The sequence below is a fragment of the Actinacidiphila rubida genome (assembly GCF_900110255.1).
In the GTDB taxonomy this organism is placed as follows: Bacteria; Actinomycetota; Actinomycetes; order Streptomycetales; family Streptomycetaceae; genus Actinacidiphila; species Actinacidiphila rubida.
The window spans coordinates 299,114-325,970 of record NZ_FODD01000002.1; the positions used below are offsets into that span (position 1 = coordinate 299,114).

Genomic DNA, 26,857 nt, shown 5'->3' on the forward strand with positions numbered 1-26,857 from the left:
GACCCCGTCCCGTGAACGTTCACGGGAACGTTCACGGACGCTCGTGAATTGCTCGGAAGTCTGCGCTTCGCTCCAGACGAATGTCAAGACATACGGGTCAATCCCGAGTCCGGCAGATTACGAGGAACCGGCCGGCCGGAGTACGGCGCGGACCTCCAGGTCCTCCGGCGGCAGCGGATCCGCGCCGGTCAGCAGCCGTCCGACCTGTTCCACGGCGAGCGAGCCCAGCCGGTGGGTGTCGAGCGCCACGCTCGACAGCGGCGGTTCCATGAGCGCGCCGAGTTGCAGCCCGTCGAAGCCGATGACGGCGAGATCGGCGGGCACGCTGCGCCCGAGCCGGCGCGCCTCCCGCAGGGCGCCGACCGCCACGATGTCGTTGAACGTGAAGACCGCGGTGATCTCCGGATGGGCGGCGAGCAGAGCGCGCAGTCCCGCCCCGCCGCCGTCCGCGGACTGCTCCGCCCCGGCCACCCGGCCGGGGTCGATGCCGTGGCCGAGCGCGGCGGCGGTGAACCACTCGCGGCGCAGGCTGGGTTCGGCGCGGTTGTCGTGGTCGAGCATGCCGATCATGGTGTGCCCCTTGGCGACCAGGTGCGCCACCGCCTCACGCACGCCCTCCTGGCCGTCGATCCGGATCGAGCTGAACCGGGCCATCCGGTGCTCGCGGCCGATCAGCACCAGGGGCATGCCGCGGGTGTACCGGTCGAGCTCGTCCTCGGCACAGCTGAAGTAGCCGACCACGCCGTCCACCTGCGAGCCGATCACCTGGAGCGTGCCGAGCTCCTCGGCGGGCCGGTCGGCGGTGTCGTAGACGACCACGTGCCAGCCGCGGGCGCGGGCGCACTCCAGGGCGGAGGCGGCGACCTCGGTGAAGAACGGGTTGCGCAGGTCCGGGATGACCAGGCCGATGGTGGTGGTGTCCTGGCGGACCAGGCCGCGGGCGAAGCGGCTGGGCCGGTAGCCGAGTTCGCGGGCGGCGTCCAGGACGCGCTGCTTGGTGGACCGCTCGATCTCGTCCTTGCCGTTCAGCGCGCGTGAGACGGTCTGCCGGGAGACCCCTGCGGACCGGGCGACATCATGGATCGTGACCCTGCGGGCCGAGTCCGGCCCCGACGACGACACCATGGCGCACCTCCACTGCTCGCGGGTCACCGGCGGGCCCGCGTCGCCCGAGTATGCCCCACAGTCTTCCGCGTGGCAGCCTCCCGCCGCGGGCACTCCGCGGTGCCGCACCTCTTGACAGGCGCACGGCATCCGGTGCTATCTGTTGCACTGCGTTCGATCGTGTGCGCTCAATCCCCCTTCTCGTGGTGGATGTTGAGCGCCTTGGTGCGATCGGGCGCAGTTGGACGACAGTGAGCCGGGCGGGCTCCGGGCCGTTCCACCAGACCCGCATGCCGTGTCCCCTCAGCCGGGACGGCGGGCGCGGAGAGCGTGGTGTGCCGAGCCGACACCCCCGCTCCCCCGCGCCCCGCATCCCGGCGCCGCCACCCACCCTCTCGCGCCGTGAGGCGCCGCGACGGAGGACATCACCCATGAGGAAACCGATCCGGGGCGCGCTCGCCGCGTTCGCCGGAGCGCTGCTGCTCGCCACCGGCACCACGGTGGCCGGCGGGCCGGCCGCGGAGGCCGCATCGACAGCGCAGGCAGCCCGCGCGGGCAGCAGCACCGCGACCGCCGGACCCCTGCTGGGCTGGAGCAGCTGGAGCTCCATCCGGCGCGAGCCGACCGCGCAGAAGATCGAGGCCCAGGCGAAGGCACTGAAGGACAGCGGCCTGGCGAAGGAGGGCTTCGTCTACGCCAACGTCGACGACTTCTGGTACCACTGTCCCGGCTCCCAGGGCCCGGACGTCGACGCGTACGGCCGCTGGGTCACCGACGAGGCGGCCTTCCCGCCCCAGGGCGCGAAGAACGGCATCCAGGCCGTCGCGGACTACGTGCACTCCCTCGGCCTGAAGTTCGGCCTCTACGTCACTCCCGGCATCTCCAAGCAGGCCGTCGCCCGGAACACCGCGATCGAGGGGACCTCTTACCACGCCGACGACATCGCCACGACCACCGACGAGGCGAACTACAACTGCGGCGGCATGGTCGGCATCGACTACACCAAGCCGGGCGCGCAGGACTTCGTCGATTCCTGGGCCGGCCAGTTCGCCGGCTGGGGCATCGACTACCTGAAGATCGACGGCGTCGGCACCCCCGACATCGGCGACGTCCGCGCCTGGTCGCAGGCCCTGCGGCAGACCGGCCGCCCGATCCACCTGGAACTGTCCAACAGCCTGGACATCGCCAACACGGCCGCCTGGCAGCAGCTCTCCGACGGCTGGCGGACCGGCGGCGACATCGAGTGCTACTGCGGCCCGAACGGCAGCAGCACCCCGCTGACCTCGTGGTCCTCCATCACCTCCCGCTTCGACCAGGTCGCGGCCTGGGCGCCGTACGGCGGGCCGGCCGGCTACAACGACTACGACTCGCTGGAGATCGGCAACGGCACCGACGACGGGCTCACCCCCGACGAGCGCAGGACCCAGATGAGCCTGTGGTCGCTCGCCGCCTCCCCGCTGCTGCTCGGCTCCGACCTGACCCGTCTCGACCCGACCGACCTCGGCATGCTGAGGAACACCGACGTCCTCGGCGTCGACCAGGACGGCATCGACGCGCGGCGGATCGTGAAGGGCGCCGACAGCCAGGTGTTCGCCAAGACCGAGCAGAACGGCGACGCGGTCGTCGGCCTGTTCAACACCGGCTCGGCGCCCCGCGAGGTGGCCACCACCGCGGCGGCGCTCGGTCTGCCCTCCTCCCGGGACTACGCGCTGACCGACCTGTGGAGCCACGGCACCACCGAGTCGGCCGGCCGGATCGCGGCCGACGTCCCGCCGCACGGCGTGGCACTCGTCCGCGTCCACCCCGCGCGGCAGGCCGTCCGCGACGCCGCGCCGTCGGTGACACTCGCCCTGGACTGGGCACCGGCCGCGAGCGACAGCACGACCCGGACGGTCACCGCGACCCTCTCCGACAACGGTTCGCGTCCCGTCACGAACGCCGCGCTGGCCCTGACCGGGCCGGACGGAGCGACGATCGGCACGACGTCGCCGACGCGGACACCGGTCCTGACGCCGGGCGGCGCGCTGAAGGCCACCTACACCGTCGCGCTCAAACCCTCGGACGCGCTGTTCGCCACCAGCGACTTCCAGGGGACGGGGTCGTACCGCTTCGGCTCCTCCGCCACGCACCTGGCGGTGGGGGACACGGTCACCGTCAACCACACGGTCGGCGCGCCGTACCGGACGTACGCCTCCACCACGGCGAGCTTCAGCCAGTCCGGCACGCGGCTCGGCATCCGGGCACAGGGCGCCGACCTCTACACCCCCGTCGACGAGTACGGCACGATCTACCTGCCGGGCGCCGAGCACGACGGCTCCACGACCACGGTGAAGATCGACGCCCAGGCGGACACGAACGTCTGGGCCAAGGCCGGGATCATGGTCCGCAACGACATCACCGAAGCCGGCGCCTCACCCGGCTACCTGGCTCTGGTCGAGACCCCCGGCAACGGCTACCTCCTCGACTGGGACGCCGACGGCGACGGGCAGCTCGACTCCCAGGACTCCACCGGCACGGCCACGTATCCGTCGTGGCTGAAGCTGGTCCGCCACGGCACCACGTACAGCGGCTACTACTCCACCGACGACTCCACCTGGAACCTCGTCGGCACCATCACCCTCCCGACCGCCGCCCCCACCCAGGACGTGGGCCTGACCGCGACGTCGCACGCCGCGGGCACGACGGGCGAGACCGACTTCGACTCCTTCACCACCGACTGACCCCCCGTTCCCTCCCCCGGCGTCCGGCGGCCCCTCGGGCCGCCGGACGCCGGCGCACGCCGTGGTTCGTGACCGCCGCGCTGTGGTCGTGACCGCCGCTCCGGTGCCGGCCGGGAGCAGTAGCGTCGTCACATCCCGGGTGCGCCGGGAGTCGAGGGGGTGAGGGCCGCGGCCGACCGGCCGCCGGCCCGCGGCCGCACCGCGTCACGGGGAGCGTGCGGCACTCACGGGAGGATGGTGTCGGTGTCGGATCGTATGCAGCGAAACATGCGGGTGATCGAGGAGTTCCGGTCTTCCGGGGGCGTGGTCGGCGGTGACTTCGACGGCGTGCCGCTCCTTCTGCTGACCACCACGGGCGCCCGGAGCGGGGAGCCGCGCACCACGCCGCTGACGTATCTCAGCGACGGGGCACGGCTGGTGGTGTTCGCGGCCAACGGCGGCAGGAAGAGCCACCCGGGCTGGTTCCACAACCTGCTCGCGGACCCGACGGCCCGGGTCGAGGTCGGCACGGAGGCCTACGGCGTGGCGGCGGCGCTGGCCGAGGGCGCGGAGCGCGAGCGCTTGTGGGCCGAGCAGTTGCCCGCGACCCCGTACTTCGCGGAGTTCCAGGAGCGTGCCGGGCGTCCCACACCGGTGGTCGCGCTGACGCGGCTCGGGAGCTGAGCCGCGCCGGATTCTCCCTCCGCCGCCCGGCAGCGCTGACCAGCGGCTGCCGGGCGGCCCAGGTCCGGCCGGACGAACGGGTCGCGGCCCGTCCTTGCTCACCGCCCCGCTGCTTCGCCGGCGCCGGGGCGCCGGTGAGGGCGGACGGGTTCAGCCGGCGTCCGTGTCCAGCGCGTCGAGCTCCGCGCGGACCGCGGCCGCGGTCCGGTGATGGCCGAGTTCCTCCCACAGGCCGTGCGCCTGCAGCAGGAAGGCCCGTGCCTCGGCGGGGAGGTGCTCGGCGGCCTTGACCCGGCCCAGGTCGGCGAGGACCGTGGCCTGCGCGTAGCGGTCGCCGGCCTCGCGCGCGATCGGCAGGGCCTCCTCCAGCAGGGGCAGGCTCTCGGCGGGCCGCCCGTGGTGCAGGTGGACCTCCGCCATGTTGAGCAGTGCCACGGCCTCGCCGTCGATGTCGCCCTCCTCCCGGTGGATCGCGAGGGCGGCCCGCAGGTACTCCAGCGCCTCCGCATGGTCGCCGAGGGCGTCCGCGCAGGTCCCGAGGTTGCTGAGCGCGTTCGCTTCGAGCGGGCGCCGCCCGAGGACGCGGGACATGGCCAGGGCCTGGAGCTGGTACGTCCTGGAGTCGGCCCACCGCCCCTGCCGGGCGAACAGCGCGCCGACGTTCCCCAGCGCGGACACCTCGCCGATCCGGTCGCCGAGTTCACGGCGGATGCGGAGGGCGGCGGTCAGGTGCTCCTCGGCCTCCTCGAAGCGGTCGGCCAGGGTCAGCAGGCTGCTGCGGCCGTTGAGCAGGGCCGCCTCGCCGCCGCGCTCACCGAGCAGCCGGGCCGCCTCGAGGCCGACGTCGTTCATGGCCAGGGACTCCGCGTACCAGCCGCACTGCCGGAAGGAGCTTCCGGCGTAGACGGGGAGCAGCCAGGCGATGTCGTGGACCGCGTGCTCGGCGGCGAGCCGGGCGGCCGCCAGCAGGGCCGGGCGCTCCCGGTCGCACCAGGCGAGCGCGGCACCGGCGTCGGCGAACACGGGCGGAGGGTGGTGCGGGTCCGCCTCGGGAAGCCCGGGCCGGCGGGTGTTCGGGCTCAGGACGCGGTCGGCGTCGGCCATGCCCGCGAGATACCAGCCGGTCATCCGGCGGACCGCCGCCCGCTGCTCGGCGTCGCTCTCCTCCTGCGCCACCTGCTCCCGCGCGTAGAGTCCCAGCAGGTCGTGCAGGCGGTAGCGGCCCGGTGCCGGGCTGTCCACCAGGTGGGAGTCCACGAGGAGTTCGAGGGCCGCCTCGGCGCCCTCCTCCTGCTCCCCCAGCAGCGCGGCCGCGGCCTGCAGGCCGACCTCCTTGGGGGCCAGGCCCAGGAGCCGGAAGGCCTGGCGCGGATCGACCTCCCCGTCGGCCTGCGGCTTGGGGAGACCGGTGTAGGTCAGGTGGAAGACCGCCCGCACCGTGAGATCGGCGACCTTCAGCTCGTCGAGCCGGCGGCGTTCGTCGCGGAGCCGGGCACCGAGCGCGCCCACCGGCCAGGACGGCCGTGCGGTCAGCCGCGCCGCGGCGATCTGCACGGCGAGCGGAATGCCGCCGCACAGGCGGGCCAGCTCGGCCGCCCCGTCCGGATCCCGCTCGACCCGGTCCGCCCCGATCCGGGCGGCCAGCACCTCCAGGGCCTCGTCGTCCGCCAGCGGTCCCAGCGCCATGGGCCGGGCACCCGGGATCCCGGGCAGCCAGTCCCGGCTGGTGACCAGGACGGCGCAGGACCGCTCCGCGGGCAGGAGCGGCAGCACCTGACGGGCGTCCTTCGCGTTGTCCAGCAGCACCAGCGCGCGGCGGCCGTGCAGGGCGCTGCGCCACCGGCCGACGAGTTCGTCCAGATCGTCGCGCGGGTCGACGTCCCGGCCCAGGGCCCGGAGCCACCAGCTGAGGACGTGGTGCGGTTCGCGGGGCGCGAGATCGGTGCCGCCCAGGTCGGCGAAGAACTGGCCGTCGGGGAAGCGGTCCGCGAGGCGGTGGGCCGCCTGGAGGGCGAGGGACGTCTTGCCCATTCCACCGCCACCGGTGACCACCGCGATCCGGACCTGCCCGGCCGGTCCGTCCACCGGCGTGAGCGTCTCGTCCAGCGCCCGCAGGTGCTCGTCACGGCCGGCGAACCCGGCCACCGCCGAGGGGAGTTGCGCGATGCGTGGCGCCGATGCCGTTCCGGGTGCGGGGAGGTGGGCGCCGGTCGCGGGGGCCGGCCCGGGCGACGTGGCGGACGGCTGCGCGTCCTGCCCGGCGGCCGGCTGCCGGGGGTCGGCGGCGATCGCGTGCAACCGGAGGAGTTCGTCGTCACCTCGGGTCGCGGCCAGGAGGCTCGCCAGTGCCGCATGCGTGACGAGGCGCTTGCCGTTGAGCCAGCGCTCCCACGAGGCACGGCTGTAGTGCGTCATCCGGCCCATCTGCTGGTAGGTGAGCCGCAGTTCGTCCTTGAGCGCCCGTAACCGGCTCACCAGCTCCCGGTGTGCCGGACCTAAGTCATCGGGCAGCGGAGCCCAGTACGGCACGTTCGTCTCCCAACGGCGGCGTCACCAGATGGTGGTGACGCGGTCTCACTGCCCAGCTCACGGGCGCGACGTCGGTGTGATTGTCACACGCATGGTGGAGGCGCTTGGCGACCTCCGCCGAACTCGCGAGGATCGGCGCAGCGGCCGTCGGGAACACGGGGGCGACGGCCGTGGTGCTCACTCTCGTCACCATGCGAGAAGGGGACTCAGGCCCGGGAGACCCACCGGTCTCCCGGGCACCCGACGAGGTGGCCACCGCCGCCGGGACGTCCTCGCGCCGGGCCGCCGACCCTGGTGGTGCCGCGGCGCCGACGGCGTTCCGGGCCGGGCCGCCTGCCGCACATCCGTCACATTCCTGAGGAACACAGTCGGCGCGGGGGCCGAACGGTCCGCGCGGCCGCGCTCGCAGACACGGGGGAAACAGCTATGCGGTTCAGGATTCTCGGTCCGCTGGAGGTCGTCGACGTCACCGGCCGATGGCGGCCGGTCAGCGGTCCACGCCAGCGCGTGCTGCTGGCCACGCTCCTCCTTCGTCCCAACACGCCCGTCTCCGTGGACGAACTCGCCGAGACGGTCTGGGACGGCGTCCCGCCGGCCGGCTACGCGCAGACGCTGCGCAGCCATGTGATGCGCCTGCGCCGCAGCCTCCAGACGCAGGACGCGGTGCGCCTCCAGACCCGGGCACCCGGCTATGTGCTGGCCGTCGCGGAACGCGAACTCGACGCGCACGCCTTCGAGTCCCTGTGCCGTGAGGCGTCCGCACAGCTCCGCGACGGCGCCTGGAATGCGGTGGCGGACACGGCGGAACGGGCACTGGACCTGTGGCGCGCCCGGCCGCTCCTGGACGTGCCGTCCCAGTCGCTCTCCCAGACGGTCGTGCCGCACTTGGAGCAACTGCGGCTCCAGATCACGGAGTTCCGGTTCGACGCGGAACTCCGCCTGGGCCGCCATCAGGTGCTGGTGCCGCAGCTCCAGTCCCTCGTGGCGGTCCATCCCCTGCACGAGCGCTTCCACGCCCAGTTGATGCTGTCCCTGTCGCGGACAGGACGCCGCGTCGAGGCGCTGGCAGCCTACCGCTCGGCCCGCCGCACACTGATCGACGAGCTCGGCGTGGAACCGGGGCCGGAGATGGCGAGGCTGCACCAGCGCATCCTGTCCGGCGACGACCCGGTCCTCGACCGCGCGGCCTGACCCCTCGATCCCGCCCCGGGAGCACCCCGGCCGCGTCCGCGCGGCCGGGGTGCTCCCGTTGTGGCCGCCGTCGCCACCACCCGCGACGTGACGGCCCACGGCCTCCCCCCGCTCCCCCGCTCGGCCCCGCGCCGATCCCCCCGCGGCTGCTGCCACGCGAATTCCACACCGGTCGCACGGAGTTGCCACGCCCCTCCGACATCGTCCTCGTGACGGCAGCGACTGCGGAAAGGCGGTCGCCCAGGCGTCACAGACATCGTCCTTCTGAAGGGGGAACGGAACCATGGCATCTCGCTCACTCACCCAGCCGCTCCGTCGCCGCATCGCCGCGGCCACCGTCGGCGTACTCGCCGTCGGCGGCCTCACGATGGTGGCCAGCGTGCCGGCGCAGGCCGCGAGTTCGAGCCTGTGCAGCTACACGAACGCCCAGCCGGAGATCAGCGTCGGCAGCCAGGGCATCGCGGTGGAGCAGGCCCAGTGCGAGCTCAACTTCGCCTACGCGAGGGCCCACTCCACCAACTACGGCAACGGCTCGTACAACGGCCTGACCGTGGACGGCGACTTCGGCGGGAACACCGAGGCCGCGACGAAGAACTTCCAGATCCACTGCATGGGCGCCACCAACCCCAACGGCATCATCGGCCCGAACACCTGGTCCGCGCTGAACTACTGGGTCGCGCAGCCGACGTACTGCTGAGCCCGGCCGGCGACCGGCGCCCCGCAGCGCACCGGCGGGGCGCCACCGCCGTCCGGCACAGCCGCCCGACGCACCGGGCCACGGTTCCGCTCGAAGCAACGCACCGCACCACACGGTGCCCGCGCCGGTGCGGGTTGGGCGCTTCACCCCGCCCGCGCCCCGCTGCTCCCCCTCGCAGAAAGGAAGAGGCCATGCCTCTCAAGAGACGTTCCGCGATGTTCGTCGCGGCCGCCGCCGTGTCGCTCGTCGCGCTGGCGCCGACCGTCGCGAACGCCGTGCCGCACACGGCGGTGGCCGCGGCTGCCGTCACGCCGGACTCCTCGGTCAACGGCAGCATCTCGGCCTCGGAGATCCTCTCCCGTGCCGCGTCCTGGAACGGGACCCCGTACAGCACCACGACGTACAAGTACGGGCCCGGCAACGACATCGCCTACCGCACGGACTGCTCCGGCTACGTGTCGATGGCGCTGCACCTGTCCAGCAGCCGGACCACGGTCACGCTGCCCTCGGTGGTCCACTCGATCAGCAAGTCCGACCTGCAGCCCGGCGACATCATCGGGGTGCTCGGCCCGAACACCGACGGCAACGCCGGTCACGTGCTGATCTTCGACGGCTGGGCGGACACCGCTCACACCAAGTACAACGCCTGGGAGAACTCCGGCGACGCCGGCGTCCACCACCCGACGATCCCGTACCCGTACTGGCCGAACACCAGTGGTCCGGCGGCGTCGTTGTACCAGCCCTACCGCTACGACAACGAGTCCGGTGCGGCCGGCGGCGGCGTGCCCCCGTGGCCGAACCTCATGCAGGGCAACTCCGGCACGAACGTGGAGGCCGCGCAGTACCTGCTGGACGACCACGGCGCGTCCATCGCCACCGACGGCCAGTTCGGCGCGAACACCGCCGCGGCCGCGAAGGCCTACCAGTCCGCGCACGGCCTGGGCGCCGACGGCCAGATCGGCCCGCAGACCTGGGGCTCGCTGATCGTCCAGATCCAGCAGGGCTCCACCGGCGACGCCGTCAAGGCCGCCCAGCTCGAACTGAACAAGTACGGCTACGGCGTGTCCGTCGACGGCCAGTTCGGCCCCGGCACCGACAGTGCCGTCCGGGCGTTCCAGTCCGCGCACGGCCTCGGCGTCGACGGCCAGATCGGCCCGCAGACCTGGGAGACCCTCGTCGGCGACTGAGCCTCCACCGGCACGCCCCGAGGTGGCGACCGCGGCCCTGCCGCGGTCGCCACTCACGACCCCGCAGCCTCACGGATCCCGGCCCGCACACGTCCTGCGGACCGTCCCGGCGGGCGGTGCCGGCGGGTGCGGGAACGGCTTCCCCGGTGCGGTAATCTCTGCCGACTCCCGCCGAGAACAAGGGCATGTGGCACATGACTACCGCACCTCCGCCTCCCCGCGAGGAGGACGACGAGCCGTCGGACCTTCCTGACACGGTCTGGGAGGAGTTCGCGCGGGACACCGCCGCGAAGATCCGGTCGGACGCGCCGAAGGAGCCCTCCGCGCGCGCTCGCATGGTCACCGAGCGGCTGCGCCGCGAGGACGCGGACGCGCAGGAGCGGGCGCGCGCCGCGAAGCCCCGTGGCAGGCGGCAGAAGCGCCAGGAGCCGGAAGGCTGGCGGACCGGCCCCGCCTGGCGGGAGATGCAGCGGGGCGAGCGGGGGCCGTGGCGTGACCGCATACGGACGCCGGCCATCGTCGCGGCGGTGGCCGTGCTCGCACTGATCGCCGTCAACCCGTCCGGCGCGCGCTCGCTCGTCCTCGGCCACGGGCACTCCTCCGGCAGCGACGAGACCTCGTCCACCGGCACGCCGCTGCCGCCCGAGACGGCGACGCCGACCGCCGCGCCGACCGTCGCCGCCGAGCCCGACGCCCCCACCCCGAGCCATCCCTTCGCGGGATCGCCGGCCCTGCAGTGGGCGGACGGCGCGGCGGGCATCGTGCTCCCGCATCCGGCACCCGCCGGCGACCTGACGGCGAAGCAGGTCGCCGCGGTGCTGCGGACGACGAAGGCGTTCCTGGTCGCGACCAACCTCGATCCGGAGGAACTCCGGGGCGGCTACCCGACCGCGGCGCTGCGCCTGACCGATCCGGTCAACGGCGTGCGCGCCATGATGACGGCGGATCTGCGCTCGCCGAGCGCGAAGGCCGACCCGACCGTGTGGTTCACGCGCTACAACCCCGCGCACTTCCGGCTCGTGGGCAGCGTGGTCAAGGTCCGCGGGCGGATGACCTTCGCCCGGGCCGACCACGGAGCCGTGCGGGTGCGCACCGACTACAGCTACGTGTATGCCTTCACCCAGGCCGGGGATCCCCACGGGACGGTGGCGCGGCTCATCGTGCGGCGCGAACTCGACACCCAGTGGTACCCGCACTCGGATCCGGGGAAGGTGCAGATCGTCGCGCAGGGCGCGGAGTTCGGCGGCTCCGGCTGCGGCTTCGTCGACGGCTACCTGCACCCCTACTTCGGGGGCACCCCCGGCGCGGCCCCGACCGGTCCCGCCACCGACCCCTACGACCGCACCAAGTCCCTCGCGAAGGCGGGGAGCTGCGGAACCGTCAGCCGCACCTGAGCCGGCTCAGGGCGTTCCGCCGCTCCCGCGGAAGCCTCGCTGATCCCCGGGCGTCACGAGGGTGACGGGCTGGTGCACGCGGAAGGCGCCCGCCGGCGGTGGCCGCTCAGCCTTCCGGCGGTGGCGCGAGACGTGCGAGGACGCGCGGGGCGAGGGCGGCGGCGACCGTGGCCGTGGTGGAGCAGGTCGCCACGGTCGTCCAGGCCACGGGGCCGAGCGGGGTGCAGCCGAAGAACTGGCTGACGCCGGGGGTCTGGATGACGGTGACCAGCGCGGCCGTCGAGATCGCGGCGGTGGTCACGACCAGCGGGCTGTGCCAGTCGGTGATGAGGGTCTGGCCGAGCTGGGTGCCGACGAGAGCGGCCAGTCCCATGGTGCCGGCCCGGGTGGCGCGACCGGTCATGCGCCCCGTCTGCCAGGCGCAGGCGGCGCCGAGCGTGGTGGCGGCGCCGCGTACGGCCAGGACCCGGGCGAGCTCGGGCCCGAGCAGGGCGGGGACGGGGCCGCCGGCGAGCGGGTCCTCGCCGGTGTCGGGGGTGCGGGCGGGCGCGAGGGCGACGGCCAGCGCGGGCAGCATGTCGGTGAACATGTTGACCAGCAGCAACTGGCGGGTGCCCAGCGGCGCGCGCCCGGACAGGGCGGTGCCCAGCACGGTGAACGCCACCTCGCCCGCGTTGCCGCCGACGAGGATGCCGACCGCGTCGCGGACGCTGTGCCACAGGGTGCGGCCTTCGAGGAGGGCGTCGAGGAGGCGGGCCGGGTCGGGATCGGTCAGGACGAGGTCGGCGGCGGCCCGCGCGGAGGTGGAGCCGTGGGCGGTCAGGCCGATGCCGACGTCGGCCAGCCGGATCGCGGCCGCGTCGTTGACGCCGTCACCGGCCATCGCCACGACGTGCCCGGCACGCTGGAGGTCCTGGACGATGCGGACCTTGTGCTCCGGGGACACCCGCGCGAAGACGGCGGTCCGGGAGACCTTCTCGATGCGGTCGCGGTCGGCGAGGGCGTCGAGTCCGGGGCCGGTCAGCACGGTGTCGGCCTGCGGGATGCCCAGATCCCGGGCGACGGACGCGGCCGTGGCGGGGTGGTCGCCCGTGATCATGGCGACCCGCACCCCTGCGTCGGCGAGCCGTTTGACGGTCTCCGCGGCGCTGGGCCGCGGGGTGTCGGCGATGGCGAGGAAACCGACGAGCGTGAGGTCGTGGGCCAGCGCGGAGAGGTCGTCGTCCGGGGCCGGAGGCCGGTCGGGGAAGCCCTCGGCGACGGCCAGGACGCGCAGCCCGTCGTCGGCGAGGCGCCGCACCAAAGCCTCGGCGGTGCGGCGGCGCGCCGGTCCGAACGGCACCCGGGCCGCCCGGCCGCCGTCCTGCTCCGACGGCCCGCCGGGGCCGGTGGCGGTGGCGGTGGCGGTGGCCGAGGTGCAGCGGGCCAGCACCGTCTCCGGGGCGCCCTTGACCGCGAGCCGGACTCGTCCGGCGTCGGTGCCCGCCGAGGCCGAGTAGCCGCGGCTGGCCTCGAACGGAAGCTCCGCGGACAGTCCCCAGCCCCGGTCGGGCGGGCAGTGCGCGGCGGCGGCGTCGAGGACGGCCCGGTCGGTGGCGTGGGCGACGACGCGGTCACCGGCGGGGGGCGGGCAGGCCCGGGCGGCGGTGCGCAGCAGGCGCCGGCCGGCCACGCCGTCCAGGTCGAGGTCGCAGTCGAGGCCGGCCAGACGGGTCACCGCGAGCTGCCCGAGCGTGAGCGTCCCGGTCTTGTCGAAGCAGACGACGTCGACGCGGCCGAGCGCTTCCAGGACGCGGGGCGCGCGGGTCAGGACGCCCTTCTGGGACAGGCGCCGGGCCGCCGCGGACTGCGCGACGGTGGCGACCAGCGGCAGTCCTTCGGGCACGGCGGCGACCGCGACGGCCACGCCGGAGGCGAGTGCCTGGCGTACCGGCACACCGCGCAGCATCCCCAGCAGGGTGACGGCGGCGCCGCCGATGCCGACGGCGGGCAGGGCGGTCCTGGTCAGCTCGGCGAGGTGGCCCTCGATGCCCGTCGGGACGGTCGCGGCGCCCGCCATGTCGGCGGCGCGCCCGGCCTCGCTCTGCGCGCCGGTGGCGGTGACGACGGCGTAGCCGGTCCCGGCCAGGACCGTGCAGCCCTGGTAGACCATGCACGACCGCTCCGCGAGATCGGCGCCCGGCGTGGCCGCCGGGTCCTTGACGACCGGCGCGGCCTCACCGGTCAGGCTCGCCTCGTCCAGTTCGAGGCGGTCGCAGACCAGCAGCCGCGCGTCGGCCGGCACGACGTCGGCCGGGCCCAGCGCGACGATGTCGCCGACCTGGAGGTCCTCGACCGGGACCGTGTCCTCGGGGGCGCCGGCGAGACCCGCGAAGAAGGCGTCCCGGTCGGCGGCGGACCCGTGGTCCGGGGGCGTCCAGGCGATCCGCCGGGCGGTCGTCCGCTGGGTCAGCAGCAGGGCGCGCAGGGCGCGTTCGGCCCTGGCCCGCTGCGCGCCGCTGATCACGGCGTTCCCGGCCATGACGCCGCCGACGAGGGCGGAGTCGATGGTGGACCCCACGGCGGCGGACGCGGCCGCGCCCAGCGCGAGCACGGGCGTCAGCGGGTCGCGCAGCTCTTCGCGGACCGCCGTCACCAGCTGGCCCGCGCCGCGGGCCGCCGAGCGCATCCCCGTCGCCCCGGCCACCGCGAGCACGGCTCCGCGGGCGGCGGCGGCCGCGCCCCTGCGCGGTGCCGGCCCTCCCGCCGCGGACCGGGTGCGGACGCCCCGCGCGTGCAGGACGCCGAGGGTCTCGCGCGCCCCGAGGGCGTGCCAGGTGCCCCGGACGCGGCGGGGCGGAAGGGGGCGGCGGGCCAGCCGGCGGGCCGCGCGCAGGGCGCCGAGCTGGGCGAGGAACGCGGCACCGTAGACCGGGGACGTCGTCAGCCCCAGCATGCTGCGGCGGCGTCCCGCGGCGGCGATCAGCGCGCCGAGGGCGGAGCCGCCCATGGACAGGTGCGCGGACCGGCCGCTGACCTGGCGGGCCTCGTCGAGGGCGACGAGGACGCGCCAGACCTGCTCGAGGCCGGGGCCGCAGATCAGGTCGGCGGACCAGCAGGGGTGACTCGGCACACCGGGTCCGGGCAGGACGCCCACACCGACGTCCGCGGCCGCCAGGGCCCGGTCGTCGCCACCGCTGACCACCAGGACCACCTCGCCGTCCCGCTGCAGCCGGCGGACCTCCGCGGCCGCCGTCGCGCCGGCCGCCAGGACGCGGTCGGCCCAGGGCAGCAGTTCACCGGCGCCGGCGTGCTCCGTCAGCAGCAGGCTGCGGCCGCCGGTGCGGGCGGCGCCGACGAGGGCGTCGGCGAGGGGATCGAGGTCGCAGCCCGCGAGGACCCGGCCGTGGTGACGGCCGTCGGCGTCGCAGAGGTCCAGCGGCATCCCCGCGGGGTCCTGGGGCCTACGGCCGGCGGTGCCGCGAGCGCGCCGCAGCTGCCAGCCGCCCGCCGTCCAGGGGCCCTTGCCGGAGAGCTCCGCCACCGACCGCCCGGCGAGGACGTTGTGGGCCGCGCTCCACACCTGCGCCTCGTCCAGGCCGCCGTCGGCGGACGTCACCGCCAGCAGCCGGGGGCGGGGGGCGCACAGCACGGCCGAGTCGATGACGACGGTCGTCACCCGGTCCAGCACCCGCAGGGTCTCGGCGTCCATCGGCACCGTGCCGCCGCCGGCCAGGTCGCGGCCGAGCAGCGCGCTGAACGCCTCGCGGCCCATGCCCGCGGCCTTGGGCACCGTCGCGAGGATCGCCCGGGCGGCGGATTCGACGCTGCCGGTGCAGGCGAGCACCCCGCCCGCGCCCAGCAGGGCGGCCAGTGACGTCCGGTCCGCGGCCTTCTCCGCCGGGCCCGCCGGCAGCGGCACGGGCCGGGGCCCGCGTGCGGCGATCCGTGGCGGGAGTCCGGTGCCCGCGCACACCAGCTCGTGCTCCCGCCGTTCCCAGACCCCTTGACGGGCCCGGATCTCGGCGAGCTGCCAGATCCGCTGCACGGTGTCCAGCGCCACGGGTGCCACACCGTCGGTCAGCGCGTGGACGGCGGCGCTGGACACGGCGAGCACCACCGCTGCGTGCGGCTTGCCGAGCCGGTTCTCGACCAGGCGCCGCAACCGCGGGTGGGACTCCGTCATCACCACCGGGAGCCGCAGCACGGCGGGGAACGCGGGCAGCGGCGTGACCTTCCGGGCCGCCGCCACGCCCAGGGCCAGGCAGTCGGCGACCAGGGCCGCCTTGGCCAGTGCGGCCGGCGCGCCGTCGAACGGGGGCGTGGGGCCGAGGCCGCTGAACGGCTGGTCGCCCGTGCCGTGCGCCTCCTCCAGGTCTGCCACCACGCCGAGCACCTCGTCGAGGCCCGTCCCGTCGTCTCCGAGCTCGACGACCACCTGCCCGAGGACGGCGTTGACCTCCGCCCAGTGCACTCCCTCGATCGCGCGCACGGCCGCGGTGAGGTCCCGGCCGAGCCGTTCGTGGCGCTCGCCCCGCCCGGTCAGTCCCCGGACCTCGATGTGGGCACGGTCCGCACGCCGCCACACGCGCCGCCGGCCCCGCCGCTCCCCCGCGTCCGCCAGGACCGCGGCGGCTTCGGCGAGGTCGCCGGGGACGCCGCGCAGCGCCCGCTGCGCGGCGTCCCCGACCTGCTGGGCCTTCGCGGCGGCGTCGCGGACGGCCCCGCCCAGCGCTCCGACCGGCGCGGCCACCAGGCCGGCCACGGAGGGCACGAGTCCGCTCAACGACACCAAGGCAACTCCCGCAGTACCCGGGCCCACGGCCACCACGCGCGGGACGGGTCCGGTCGGGGTCTGGTCGCGGCGTGCGTTACGAAGAGAACATTAGGTGACGAAGCTAGATAATGAGGAGATAACACCCCAGAGGGGATCTACGGAGCCGGCAGAAGGGCACCCCATGGCACCCGCAGCGCAGCGCAGCCGCCAGACGACCGCACGAGCCGCGAAGAGCACGGCCACGTCGCCCAAGGGCGGCGCGGCACGCGGCCGGGCTTCCGGCAGCACGGCTCCGCGGACGACAGGGAAGACGGGCACGAAACGCACGGCACGGACGGCCAAGCCGGCCAGGTCGGCGAAGTCGGCCAAGACTGCGAAGCCGGCAACGTCGGCCAAGGCGGCGAAGACGGCGAAGACGCAGGGCAAGGCCTCCGGCAGCGGGACGCACGATCACGACCTGACCCTCACCATCCCGGTCGACAGCGCCGCCAGCGCTGTGGGCAAGGTCGTCTCCTTGCCGGTGGTCGCGGCCCAGCGCATCCTTCCCTCCGCGGGCGGGCTTCCGCTGTACGTCGGCCTGGGCGCCCTGGGCGTGGTGGGCGTGCTGGAGTGGCCGGTGGCAGCCGGCATCGGCGTGGGCTACGCGGTCCTGCGGCAGGGCGGGCCCCTCAACCCGCACCCCGGCGGGAACGGGGCCGAGTAGGGCGTCCGCGGGTCCCGGACGCGCGCCGGCCCAAGCCGCCGGGTCGCGTGCCCGCCGGCTCAGCCGGAGACGAGCTGCTGGCCGCCGTCGATGTCGTACGTCCCACCCGTGAGGACCCGGTTGCACATGATGTGCACGGCCAGGGCCGCGACGTCACCGGCCTCCACCACGCGCCGGATGGGCAGCTTCGCGCGCAACTCCTCACGTCTGGCCTCGAGTTGGTCGCCCAGGAGTGAGGCCGACAGCGGGGTGTCGACGAATCCGGCGGCGATGAGGTTCACCCGGACCGGTGCCATCTCCAGCGCCAGGTTCGCGACAAGGGGCGGCAGCGCCGCGGTCATCGCGGTCATGACGGAGAGCCCGACACCGGGATGCCGGCCGCCGGTGCCGCCGACGTACAGCAGCGTGCCGCCGGCCCGGACCTTGTCGCGGCCGGCGAGAGCGATGCCGAACGTCAGGGCCATGCGCTCGTCGAAGGCCTGCCGGGCGGCCGCCAGATCCATGCCGTCCAGCGGCATGTAGAAGGGGCTCCCGGCGGTGCTCATGACGTGGTCGACGGGACCGGGCAGGTCCTGGAAGAACTGCTGGAGGCGTTCGACGTCGGTGGCGTCGAACGCCGCGGTGCCGGCGGCGCCCAGTTCGGCCGCCGCCTCCCGCAGCCGTTCGGGGTTGCGTCCCGCCAGGATCACCGCCGCCCCGCGCTCACGGGCCTGGCGCGCCGTCTCCCGGCCGATTCCCGCGCTGCCGCCGATCACCACGACCGTCTGGCCGGTCATGTCGGACGAGTAAGCGGCGCTGTGGTCGCTCGCCGAAGCATTCATCGCCTTCTGCCGCCTCCGGGCCCTTGCCGTCACGTCTGCCGCGGCCAGTGTCACCGCGCGGCCGGCGTTCCCCGCTCCGCCACACGCGGGCGGGTCCGCGGTGTCGCCCGGGCGGCCGGTCGTCCCGGGCACACGGGCTCGGAGTTTCGCAGTTCCAGGCGGGCGCCCCGGCCGGTCCGCCGCTCAGTCCCGTGCGGAGGTCTCGCCGTGGCTGCGGATGATCTCCTTGAACTTGGCGACGGCGAAGCCCCAGCCCTGTTCGACCGTGGGTTTGGCCGGGACGGCGATCTCGTCGGGGTTGGTGAGGACGTCCAGCAGCACGGGCCCGGGAGTGGCCAGCGCCGTACGGACGGCGTCGTCCAGGTCCGCGGGATCGGTGACGCGCACGCCGGTCAGGCCCATGGCCGTGGCCACCGCCGCGAAGTCCGGGTTGTCCAGGACGGTGCCGAACTCGGGGAGCCCCGACTGCTCCTGCTCGAGCTTCACCATGCCCAGCCTGCGGTTGTCGAAGACGACCAGGGTCGTCGGCAGGTCGTAGGTCCTGAGCGTCATCAGGTCGCCGAGCAGCATGCTCAGCCCGCCGTCGCCGCAGAACGCGACCACCTGCCGGTCCCGGTCCAGGAACTGCGCGCCGAGGGCGTGCGGCATGGCGTTGGCCATCGAGCCGAGGTTGTAGGAGCCCAGCAGGCGCCGGCGGCCGCGCATCTCCACGAAGCGCGACAGCCAGACCGTCGCCATCCCCGTGTCGGAGGTGAACACCGCGTCGTCGGCGGCGTGCCGGTCGATCGCGGCGGCGAGCGACTCGGGCCGGATGCCGTGCTCGCGGTTGTCCAGTGCCGAACGCACCCGGCCGGCCAGACCCTCGTCATGGGCGGGCGCGGCCAGTCTCGCCTGGCCCTCGCGCCAGGAGGCGAAGCGCTTCACGGCCTTCTCCAGGTGGCCGCGGTCGCGCTCGGCCGGCGGGGGTGACGCGGACCCTTCGGCCGGCGGTGGTGACGCGGACAGTTCGGCCAGCAGGTCCCTGACAGTGCAGCCGACATCCCCGACCAGGCCGATCGTGACCGGGACACGGCGTCCGATGTGCGCCGGCTCGGTGTCGACCTGGATCACGGTGCGGCCTTCCGGATACCAGTCGCGGTACGGGAAGTCGGTGCCGAGCAGCAGCAGCGTGTCGGCGTCGTCGAGGGCCGAGGCCGCCGCCGGATTGCCGATCAGACCGGTCTGCCCCACCTGGAACGGGTTGTCGCCCTCGTAGCCCTCCTTGGCCTTGAGCGTCAGCACCATGGGCGCCGCGAGCCGGTCGGCGAGTGCCAGGACCGGCTCCCGGACGTCCCGGGCGCCGCGTCCGACGAGCAGGGTGACGCGCTCGGCCTGCCCCAGCAGCGCCGCGGCGGACTGGACCGCACCCTGCTCCGGCCGCGTCACGGGCGAGGTCAGCGAGAAGCGGGCGGGGCGGTCGGCGGGCAGTTCCTGGTCGCCGATGTCGCCGGGGACGGACAGGACCGCGACGCCCCTGCGCCCCAGTGCGTTGCGGACCGCGGTCTCCAGCAGCAGCGGCAGCTGTTCGGGCGAGGTGACGGTCGCCCGGAAGACCGCCACGTCGCTGAACAGGGCGTCGTTGTCGACTTCCTGGAAGTAGTCGCTGCCCAGTTCGGCCAGCGGGACCTGGCCGGCGATGGCCAGCACCGGCGTGCGGCTCTTGGCCGCGTCGTAGAGGCCGTTGAGCAGGTGGACGGAGCCCGGGCCGACCGTGCCCATGCACACCGCGAGTTGCCCCGTCAGCTGCGACTGGGCGCTCGCGGCGAACGCCGCCACCTCCTCGTGACGGCAGCCGACCCACTCCACCCCCTCGGTGGTCCGGATCGCGTCGGTCAGCGGGTTGAGAGCGTCTCCGACGACGCCGAAGACCTGGCGCACCCCCAGTTCGGCGAGGGCGTCCACGATCACGCGGGCAACGGTTCGGGCGGTTCGGGCGGTTCGGGCCATGGTGTCTCCAGTTCAGACGGTGAAGCGGTCAGGGTCGGCGGCAGCCCAGTCCGCCGCCCACGAGGCCGGCGCCTCGGCGAGCAACTGGCCGGGGGCCAGCCACTCGTACAGCTCGTCGTAGCCGCGGACGGTGAAGGGGTCGATGCGCCGGCGCAGCATGTGGGGGCGCAGTTGCGACGGTTCGGTGACACCCATCGACGCCATGATCTGCAGCGCACTGCCCACGGTGGCGGCCTGAAGCCGCTGCACCCGCAGGGACTTGTCGCCGACGTCGAGCGCGCGGGCGCGGCGCGGGTCCTGGGTGGTCACCCCGACGGGGCAGGTGTTGGTGTGGCAGCGCTGCGCCTGGATGCAGCCGACGGCGAACATCATGGCGCGGGCGGCGTTGCCGTAGTCCGCGCCCTGCACCATGCGCTTGACCAGGTCGCTTCCGGTGGCGATCTTGCCGCTGGCGCCGATGCGGACGCGGTCGCGCAGGCCGACGCCGACCAGCGCGTTGTGCACGGTGGTCAGGCCCTCGGTGAGCGGGGTGCCGACGTGGTCGGCGAACTCCAGGGGTGCCGCGCCGGTACCGCCCTCGGCTCCGTCGACGATGACGAAGTCGGGAGCGGTGCCCTCCTCGATCATCGCCTTGCAGACGGCGAGGAACTGGCGGCGGGAGCCGACGCACAGCTTGAAGCCGGCCGGCTTCCCGCCGGACATCTCCCGCATCCGGGCGATGAACCGGATCAACTCGCGCGGGGTGCTGAACACCTGGTGGTACGGGGGCGAGATCACGGTCCTGCCCTGCGGGACCTCGCGCACCCGTGCGATCTCCGCGTCGACCTTCGCTCCCGGCAGCACTCCCCCGATGCCCGGCTTCGCCCCCTGGGACAGCTTCAGGGAGACGCACTTGACGTTGTCGTGCGCGGACTTGTCGGCGAACTCGGCCGCGTCGAAGCCGCCGTCCTTGTCACGGCAGCCGAAGTAGCCGGTGCCGATCTCCCATATCAGGTGGCCGCCGTGCCGCAGGTGGTACTCCGACAGTCCGCCCTCGCCGGTGTCCTGCGCGAAACCGCCCGCCGACGCCCCCTTGTTGAGCGCCAGGACCGCCTGCGCGGACAGCGAACCGAAGCTCATCGCGGACACGTTGAGCAGCGCCATGTCGTACGGCTTGGAGCAGTCGGGGCCGCCGATCCGCACCCGGGGCGGGACGTCGGGCACCGGCCGCGGCGCCATGGACTGCACGAGGAACTCGTGCCCGGGGCGGTAGACGTCGCGTTCGGTCCCGTACGGTTCCTCGGCGTCCGTCCCCTTGGCGCGTTCGTAGACGATGCTGCGGGTGTCGCGGTCGAAGGGGCGCCCGTCGAAGTTCCGCTCGATGAAGTACTGCTGCAGTTCCGGCCTGATCCTCTCCAGCAGGTAGCGGGCGTGGCCGATCACCGGGTAGTTGCGCAGCACCGCGTGGCGGCGCTGCAGCAGGTCCCACAGGCCCAGCACCGCCAGCAGCCCCAGCGGGACGGCCGCCACCAGCCACCACGCGGTGAACGCCCCGGCCAGGGCCGCCGTCAGCGCCGCCGCGAGCAGGGTCACCGTCACTGCACCGAATCTCGTCACGCACGCCGCCTTGCCCGGCCGGGAGCCGCCATGCGGGACGCCGGGTCAAATGCCGGTCATGCCTCCGGCCCCGGGCACGCCCCCCGCCGCCGGACCGGCGTGCGGGTCGGGCGGGACGTCGGCGCGGGGGGATATCCGACGGGGCTCGCACTGTGGGAGGTGGGCGGCGTGCTGAACGTCGCCACGGCGGACGACGACGACGCGGTGGTGCGTCGATGGGATGGGGCAACCGGCCAGCAGCGTGGCGAGCTGTCTCAGGGATACGCGGTCGCGGCCGGCCAACTCGCGGGTGGCGCCGTCGCGCCGGCCGTCGGGACGCTCGACGGGTCCCTTCGCGTCGCGCGCGTGCGCCGAGCGTCCGGTCGTCAACCGGCCGGGCAGGGCTTCACGTTGCCGATGACACCGATCCGGATGCCGAGCCACGGATAGGTGCGGTCGAAGAACGCGTTGTCCTGGGGCTGGAGTCCGACCGCGGAGGGCCACATCTGGAAGGCCGGTGCGTTGGAGATGCCGCCGTGCAGCCGCCGCCAGACCCGCGCGGGACTCTGGCCGGCCGGGGGCGGCGCGAGGGTGTCCGTCCATTCGACGGCGTTGCCGCCCTGGTCGAGGGTGCCCCACGGGGAGGTGGTGCGCGCCTGGCCTACGGTGCTGAGGCTGCCCTGGTAGATCTGGCCGTAGGTGGCCGGGTCGAGTCCGAGCGGGTTCACCGTCGCGCAGGCCCGCGGCCCCGCCTCGCCCGGGCACCAGCTCGGCGCCGGAAGGCCGGAGGCGTGGTACGAAGCGAGGGGCTGGGTCGCGGCGTTGGCGACGTCGCCGTTGGTGGGGTGCAGCACGGTGGGTGCGGGGGCGGTGGCGTCACCGTCGCCGAACACCCCGGGGTTGGTCGGGTACTTCCAGTACGAGTAGGTGCCGCCGCCCCGCGGGTCGTAGTACGCGGCCTTGATCCATTCGTCCTGGCTCGGTACGACGAACCCGTTGGTGTGGGTGCGGATCGCCTTCGGGCGCGCGAGGTCGTACATGCCGCGTTCGGTCGTCGCGGACAGCCGCACGGTGTAGGTGACGTAGTCGAAGCCACCGCCGGCGGCGGAGCTCTTGGACTCGACGCGGCCGTTGTAGAGCGAGTTGGCGAAGCGCGCGGCCCGCAGGAAGTCCGCGAAGCCGTACGGCTTGTCCGTCCACTCCGGGTACGCGACGGAGTAGTGCCGGCCGTCGGGAGCCTGCGCGGAGAAGTTGATCTGGCCGTACTTCGGCCACGCCGTCGAGCTCTCGGTCTCGTCGTACAGGCCGCGCCGGTTGCCGCCGTGCGGGTCGGCCGTGTTCAGGAACGCCACCCACTGTCCGACGGTGACCTCGAACTTGCCGATCTCATACGGCTTGTCGACGCCGCCGACCATCAGGCAGCCGGACGGCGACGCGGGGGCGTCGGCGCACGAACGGTAGACCGCGTCCGTGAACGGGACCACGCCCACCGCCGGGTTGCCGGGCGCGGCCACGCGGGCCGTGGTGACCGTGATGACCGAGCCGCCGCCCGCCGGGTCCCCGCGGTCCCGGCCCGAGGCGGCGGCGGAGACCGGGCCGGCCCCGGCCAGGGCGGACACGGCCAGGGCGGACACGGCCAGCAGGGCCGCCGGACCGGACGTCGTCCGAACGGCCCTGCTCAGGCGGGTGGCGCGGCGGGTGACGACGGGCATCGGCGTCCCTCTTCGGCTGATGCGCCGGCCTGGCGCAAGTGGGGGGCGAACAGTGCGCCCCCACCGTAGGCGCCGTCGCCGCCGGGCACCCGTTCCTCCCGCCTGACCTCCCCGAAAGCACCCGAAGAGCGGATCCCGAACCGCCGGCGGTGGTCCCTCGAGGCGCCCACGACCGCGCGCGCCGAGGAGGTACTCGGCGAAGCCGTGCGCGCCCTGGTCGGCGAGCCGGGCCTGGCCCGTCTGGACCTCCACGCCCTGGCGCCCCCTGCCACCGGGCCGCTGCTCCAGGAGGCGCTGGGCGGTCCCGGTGCCCGCGCGGCCCTCAGCCACGCCACCGCCCACCACGCGCCGGCAGCTCACCACCCTGTTGAAGCCGGAGTGACGGCCGGTGACGCGTAAGCCCGCGTGCCCGGGTGACACCGGGCAGGGGCAGCCGCCGGCGCGGCACTGCTGAACGTCGGCTGATTGCACTCACTTTGCGCATAAGACGTGGCGGACACGCACCTGTTTCGCCTCAAAGACCTCGCGAACTGCCCGACGCCCCTGGTGTCACCGTCTTGACTTACGCATAGAGCCAGCTGAATATGTGTGCTGCGCCACAGGGAACGCCACCGTTCTGCCGCGCACCGGGCAGAACCAGCGGTCTCTGACCGTGCCCGAAGATGAGCGCTGGCCGCGATCCGGCTCAACACCTCGGGCGGAAGTGCACCCCCCACATTTCCGGAGGTATTCGTGCTGGCTCTCCCCAGACTCCGACGCCGCACGGGGTTACTCGTCGCGTTCCTGCTCGCGGTGGCCCTCGCGCTGCCGGTCTTCGGCACGACGGTGACGCGCGCCGCGGCGGCCTCGCCGGGGCCCTGCGACATCTACGCGTCAGGTGGCACGCCGTGCGAGGCGGCGTACAGCACCACCCGGGCGATGTTCGCCTCGTACAACGGCCCGCTCTACCAGATCCAGCGCGCCTCGGACAGCGCCGCCCTGAACATCGGCCTCGCGTCCGCCGGCGGCCTGGTCGACTCGGCGCCGCAGGTCTCCTTCTGCGCCGGCACGACCTGCACCCTCGTCCAGCTGTACGACCAGACGCCGAACGCCAACAACATGCCCATCTCCCCGGGCAGTTCGTGTTCCGGGTGCGCGAACGGCCTGTCCGGTCCCGGCCCGAACGGCTCCGACATCGGCGCGGACGCGATGGCGCTGCCGATCACCGTCGGCGGCCGGCCCGCCTACGGCGTCCTGGTCGACACCATCGGTACCGGATACCGCAACAACGCCGTGAAGAACGTGCCCATCGGCTCGCAGCCCGAGGGCATCTACATGCTCACGTCCTCGAACCTCACCAGCGGCAGCTGCTGCTTCGACTTCGGCTCGGCCGAGACGGACGACTCGGACGACGGCAACTCCACCATGAACGCGATCTACTACGGCTCCGCCTGCTGGACCGGCGGCTGCACCGGCTCCGGCCCCTGGGTCGGCGGTGACCTCGAGAACGGCATGTACTTCAGCGCCGCCGGCCCCAACCCGTCGAACATCCCCAGCGAGACGGGGTCGTTCGTGACCGCCTGGGAGAAGAACAACGGCACGACGAACTTCACGCTCAAATACGGCAACGGGCAGTCCGGCGGACTGACACAGGCGTACTCCGGAGCCCTTCCCGACGGCTACAACCCGATGAAGGTGCAGCCGTCCGTCGAACTCGGCACCGGCGGCGACAACAGCCCCGAAGGCACGGGGGAGTTCTTCGAGGGTGCCGTCACCAAGGGCTTCCCGACCGACGCGACGGAGAACTCCGTCCAGGCGAACATCACTTCGGCCGGCTACACGAACAACACGACCACGTTCCCGCCGCCCACCGAGTCCGTGGTCAGCCTCAAGGCCCACGCCAACGGCAAGTACGTCGACGCGGCGAACAGCAGCACCTCGCTCGTCGCCGACGCCACCTCGGTCGGCAGGAACGAGACCTTCGACATGGTCGCCAACACCAACGGCACCGTGAACCTCAAGGCGCTCTCCGACAACGACTGGGTCACCGCCGAGAGCAACGGCAACGCGCCGCTGATCGCCAACCGCGGTGCGCCCGGCCCGTGGGAGACGTTCTCCCTGCTCCACAACCCCGACGGCAGCGTCAGCCTCCGCGCCTACAACAACCAGCACATCGTCACGGCCGAGAACGCCGGTGCCTCGGCGCTGATCGCCAACCGCACGGCCATCGGCCCCTGGGAGGAGTTCGACCTCGCCCCCGTCACCGTCCCGGTCAGCTTCCGCGCCCACGCGAACAACACGTACGTGTCCGCCGAGAACACCGGGGCGTCGGCCCTGATCGCCGACCGGACGGCGATCGGGTCGTGGGAGACCTTCGACCTGATCGGCAACACCGACGGCAGCGTCAGTCTGAAGGCCCACGCCGACGGCGACTACGTCACCGCCGACAACGCGGGTGCCGCACCGCTGATCGCCAACCGCACGGCGATCGGCCCCTGGGAGAAGTTCACTCTCGTCGGCAACACCGACGGGAGCGTCAGCCTCCTCGCCCGCGTGAACAACCACGACGTGAGCGCCCCCGACGGGGGCACGTCGCCGTTGATCGCCTCGGCGACCTCGATCACCTCGGCGGAGAAGTACGACCTCGTCTTCGACTGACACCCCGCCACGGCGACGCACGGGCGCCTGTCCCCCGCCCTCGCCCCCGCACGGGGGGCCGGGGACGGCGCTCGGCCGCCGACGGCGCGCGACCGGGCCGCCACACGGCAAGCCGGCGGTCCGCCGTGAGGCGACCGTCCTCGTTGCCGCCATCGACGAGTGGCGGTGTCGGACAGCCGCTTCAGGGGCTGAACACCGGATTGCGGCGGAGCAGTCGTGCGCACCACCGGAAGTGTCCGTCGTGGTCGTCCGTGCCGAAGAGGTCGTAGGTGGTGAGTGCGTATGCGGCCTGATAGGTGGTGAGGGTCAGTGGCGCGTAACCGAGTTCGTCGGCGAAGAGGCCGGTGAGTTCCGCAGCGTGTTCCTCGGCGTGCGGCCCGTACATGTCCCAGATGGCAGCGGTGACGGCGGCCTCGAAGGCCGGGTCGCCCGCGGTCGTGTAGAAGCCGAAGTCGAGCACGGCGACAGGCCGGCCGGACGCGTCGACGTGGATGTTGGGCGGTACGAGGTCACCATGGATCGCTGTCACCGGGGCGTCGGGGAGCGAGCGCAGTGCCTTCCGCGTGCGCTCGACTCCCGCGTCGAAGTCGGGCACGTAGGTGGCCAGGGCGGCGCCGTGCCGGCGTGCGGCCCGGGCGACCAGGGCCGCGAGGGCGTTGCGGAAGCAGTCGTGACCCCGCCACAGCGGACGGTCGTCACCCTGCACGGTCAACTGACGCATGGCGTCGGTACCCGGCACTCGGGCCAGGCCACGCAGAACGGCAAGGATCGCGCCGTTGTGCCGGGTAGGCAGCTCACGCTCATAGGCTGCGTGCGCGGAGTCGACCCGCATCGGGGCTCCGGGCAGCGCACGCTCGTACGTCACCAGGACCCCCTCGTGGTCCTCCACGTCGAGGATCTCCGGGGTGGCGAACGGCAGCGGGTGCCGCGCGATGTCCGCGTACACCTGGCGGGTCAGAGCGAAATCGGCCGGCGGTCGGCCACTCCACACCTTGGCGGCCCGGCCCTCGCCCAGCCCGTAGACCACGCCTTCGGCACCAGCACCGATACGGCGGACACCCAGGTGCCCGCGATCGGCGAAGTACGCGAGCCACGGGTCAGCGAGTGAGGCTTCCGCGTTCACGATGTTCTCCATCCCCGTAGTAGACCAGCAGCCGCACCGACCCCACCGGACGTTTTCGT

The 26,857-nt window shown here is 73.8% G+C and carries 17 protein-coding genes; 9 read left to right on the forward strand and 8 right to left on the reverse strand.

Features of this window, described 5'->3' with window-relative positions:
• Positions 1–117 precede the first annotated feature (117 nt).
• On the reverse strand, positions 118–1,125 hold the full coding sequence (locus tag BMW99_RS02860) for a LacI family DNA-binding transcriptional regulator (protein WP_069465471.1): 1,008 nt from the start codon (positions 1,123–1,125) through the stop codon (positions 118–120).
• 410 nt (positions 1,126–1,535) lie between these two features.
• On the opposite strand from BMW99_RS02860, the gene BMW99_RS02865 reads away from it, so the two are divergent.
• Together BMW99_RS02865 and BMW99_RS02870 are read left to right on the forward strand one after the other, a co-directional pair.
• Entirely contained in the window at positions 1,536–3,824 is a 2,289-nt protein-coding gene (locus BMW99_RS02865; RefSeq protein ID WP_075016155.1) for an NEW3 domain-containing protein, read from the forward strand.
• A gap of 267 nt (positions 3,825–4,091) precedes the next feature.
• On the forward strand, positions 4,092–4,487 hold the full coding sequence (locus BMW99_RS02870) for a nitroreductase/quinone reductase family protein (protein WP_245791151.1): 396 nt from the start codon (positions 4,092–4,094) through the stop codon (positions 4,485–4,487).
• Between the two features lie 150 nt (positions 4,488–4,637).
• Here BMW99_RS02870 and BMW99_RS02875 read toward each other — a convergent pair whose 3' ends face one another.
• Entirely contained in the window at positions 4,638–6,962 is a 2,325-nt protein-coding gene (locus BMW99_RS02875) for an ATP-binding protein (protein WP_177226049.1), read from the reverse strand.
• Between the two features lie 480 nt (positions 6,963–7,442).
• Between BMW99_RS02875 and BMW99_RS02880 the strand changes: the two genes are divergently transcribed.
• The 4 genes from BMW99_RS02880 to BMW99_RS02895 all read left to right on the forward strand — a co-directional run bounded on the left by BMW99_RS02880 (position 7,443) and on the right by BMW99_RS02895 (position 11,485).
• Complete coding sequence (locus BMW99_RS02880) at positions 7,443–8,207, forward strand: AfsR/SARP family transcriptional regulator (protein WP_075016157.1); 765 nt, start codon at positions 7,443–7,445, stop codon at positions 8,205–8,207.
• 283 nt (positions 8,208–8,490) lie between these two features.
• A complete protein-coding gene (locus BMW99_RS02885) occupies positions 8,491–8,904 on the forward strand; it encodes a peptidoglycan-binding domain-containing protein (RefSeq protein WP_075016158.1) in 414 nt (137 codons plus the stop codon).
• A gap of 191 nt (positions 8,905–9,095) precedes the next feature.
• Entirely contained in the window at positions 9,096–10,091 is a 996-nt protein-coding gene (locus BMW99_RS02890; RefSeq protein WP_079139095.1) for a C40 family peptidase, read from the forward strand.
• A 194-nt stretch (positions 10,092–10,285) separates the two neighbouring features.
• Positions 10,286–11,485 (forward strand): hypothetical protein, encoded by a 1,200-nt coding sequence (locus BMW99_RS02895; protein WP_075016183.1) that lies wholly within the window; start codon positions 10,286–10,288, stop codon positions 11,483–11,485.
• 106 nt (positions 11,486–11,591) lie between these two features.
• Here the strand turns inward: BMW99_RS02895 and BMW99_RS42615 are convergent, their stop codons facing one another.
• Positions 11,592–16,256, reverse strand: a complete 4,665-nt coding sequence (locus BMW99_RS42615) for a cation-translocating P-type ATPase (protein WP_407640258.1) — start codon at positions 16,254–16,256, stop codon at positions 11,592–11,594.
• A gap of 166 nt (positions 16,257–16,422) precedes the next feature.
• Between BMW99_RS42615 and BMW99_RS02905 the strand changes: the two genes are divergently transcribed.
• On the forward strand, positions 16,423–16,944 hold the full coding sequence (locus tag BMW99_RS02905; protein WP_176735467.1) for a hypothetical protein: 522 nt from the start codon (positions 16,423–16,425) through the stop codon (positions 16,942–16,944).
• A gap of 59 nt (positions 16,945–17,003) precedes the next feature.
• Here the strand turns inward: BMW99_RS02905 and BMW99_RS02910 are convergent, their stop codons facing one another.
• The 4 genes from BMW99_RS02910 to BMW99_RS02925 all read right to left on the reverse strand — a co-directional run bounded on the left by BMW99_RS02910 (position 17,004) and on the right by BMW99_RS02925 (position 23,038).
• A complete protein-coding gene (locus BMW99_RS02910) occupies positions 17,004–17,765 on the reverse strand; it encodes an SDR family oxidoreductase (RefSeq protein ID WP_069463316.1) in 762 nt (253 codons plus the stop codon).
• Positions 17,766–17,948: 183 nt separating this feature from the next.
• Positions 17,949–19,751, reverse strand: a complete 1,803-nt coding sequence (locus tag BMW99_RS02915) for a thiamine pyrophosphate-dependent enzyme (RefSeq protein WP_069463315.1) — start codon at positions 19,749–19,751, stop codon at positions 17,949–17,951.
• 12 nt (positions 19,752–19,763) lie between these two features.
• Positions 19,764–21,347 carry an FMN-binding glutamate synthase family protein gene (locus tag BMW99_RS02920; RefSeq protein WP_069463314.1) on the reverse strand — a complete coding sequence of 528 codons (1,584 nt, stop codon included), beginning with the start codon at positions 21,345–21,347 and terminating at the stop codon, positions 19,764–19,766.
• 365 nt (positions 21,348–21,712) lie between these two features.
• Positions 21,713–23,038: a hypothetical protein gene (locus BMW99_RS02925; RefSeq protein WP_069463313.1), complete on the reverse strand. Its 1,326-nt coding sequence runs from the start codon at positions 23,036–23,038 to the stop codon at positions 21,713–21,715.
• A 204-nt stretch (positions 23,039–23,242) separates the two neighbouring features.
• On the opposite strand from BMW99_RS02925, the gene BMW99_RS02930 reads away from it, so the two are divergent.
• On the forward strand, positions 23,243–23,437 hold the full coding sequence (locus BMW99_RS02930) for a hypothetical protein (RefSeq protein ID WP_069463312.1): 195 nt from the start codon (positions 23,243–23,245) through the stop codon (positions 23,435–23,437).
• 333 nt (positions 23,438–23,770) lie between these two features.
• Positions 23,771–25,675 (forward strand): arabinofuranosidase catalytic domain-containing protein, encoded by a 1,905-nt coding sequence (locus tag BMW99_RS02935; protein WP_069463311.1) that lies wholly within the window; start codon positions 23,771–23,773, stop codon positions 25,673–25,675.
• Positions 25,676–25,856: 181 nt separating this feature from the next.
• On the opposite strand, the gene BMW99_RS02940 is transcribed toward BMW99_RS02935, so the two are convergent.
• Positions 25,857–26,810, reverse strand: coding sequence for a phosphotransferase family protein (locus BMW99_RS02940; protein WP_069463310.1), 954 nt, complete (start codon positions 26,808–26,810; stop codon positions 25,857–25,859).
• Positions 26,811–26,857 lie beyond the last annotated feature (47 nt).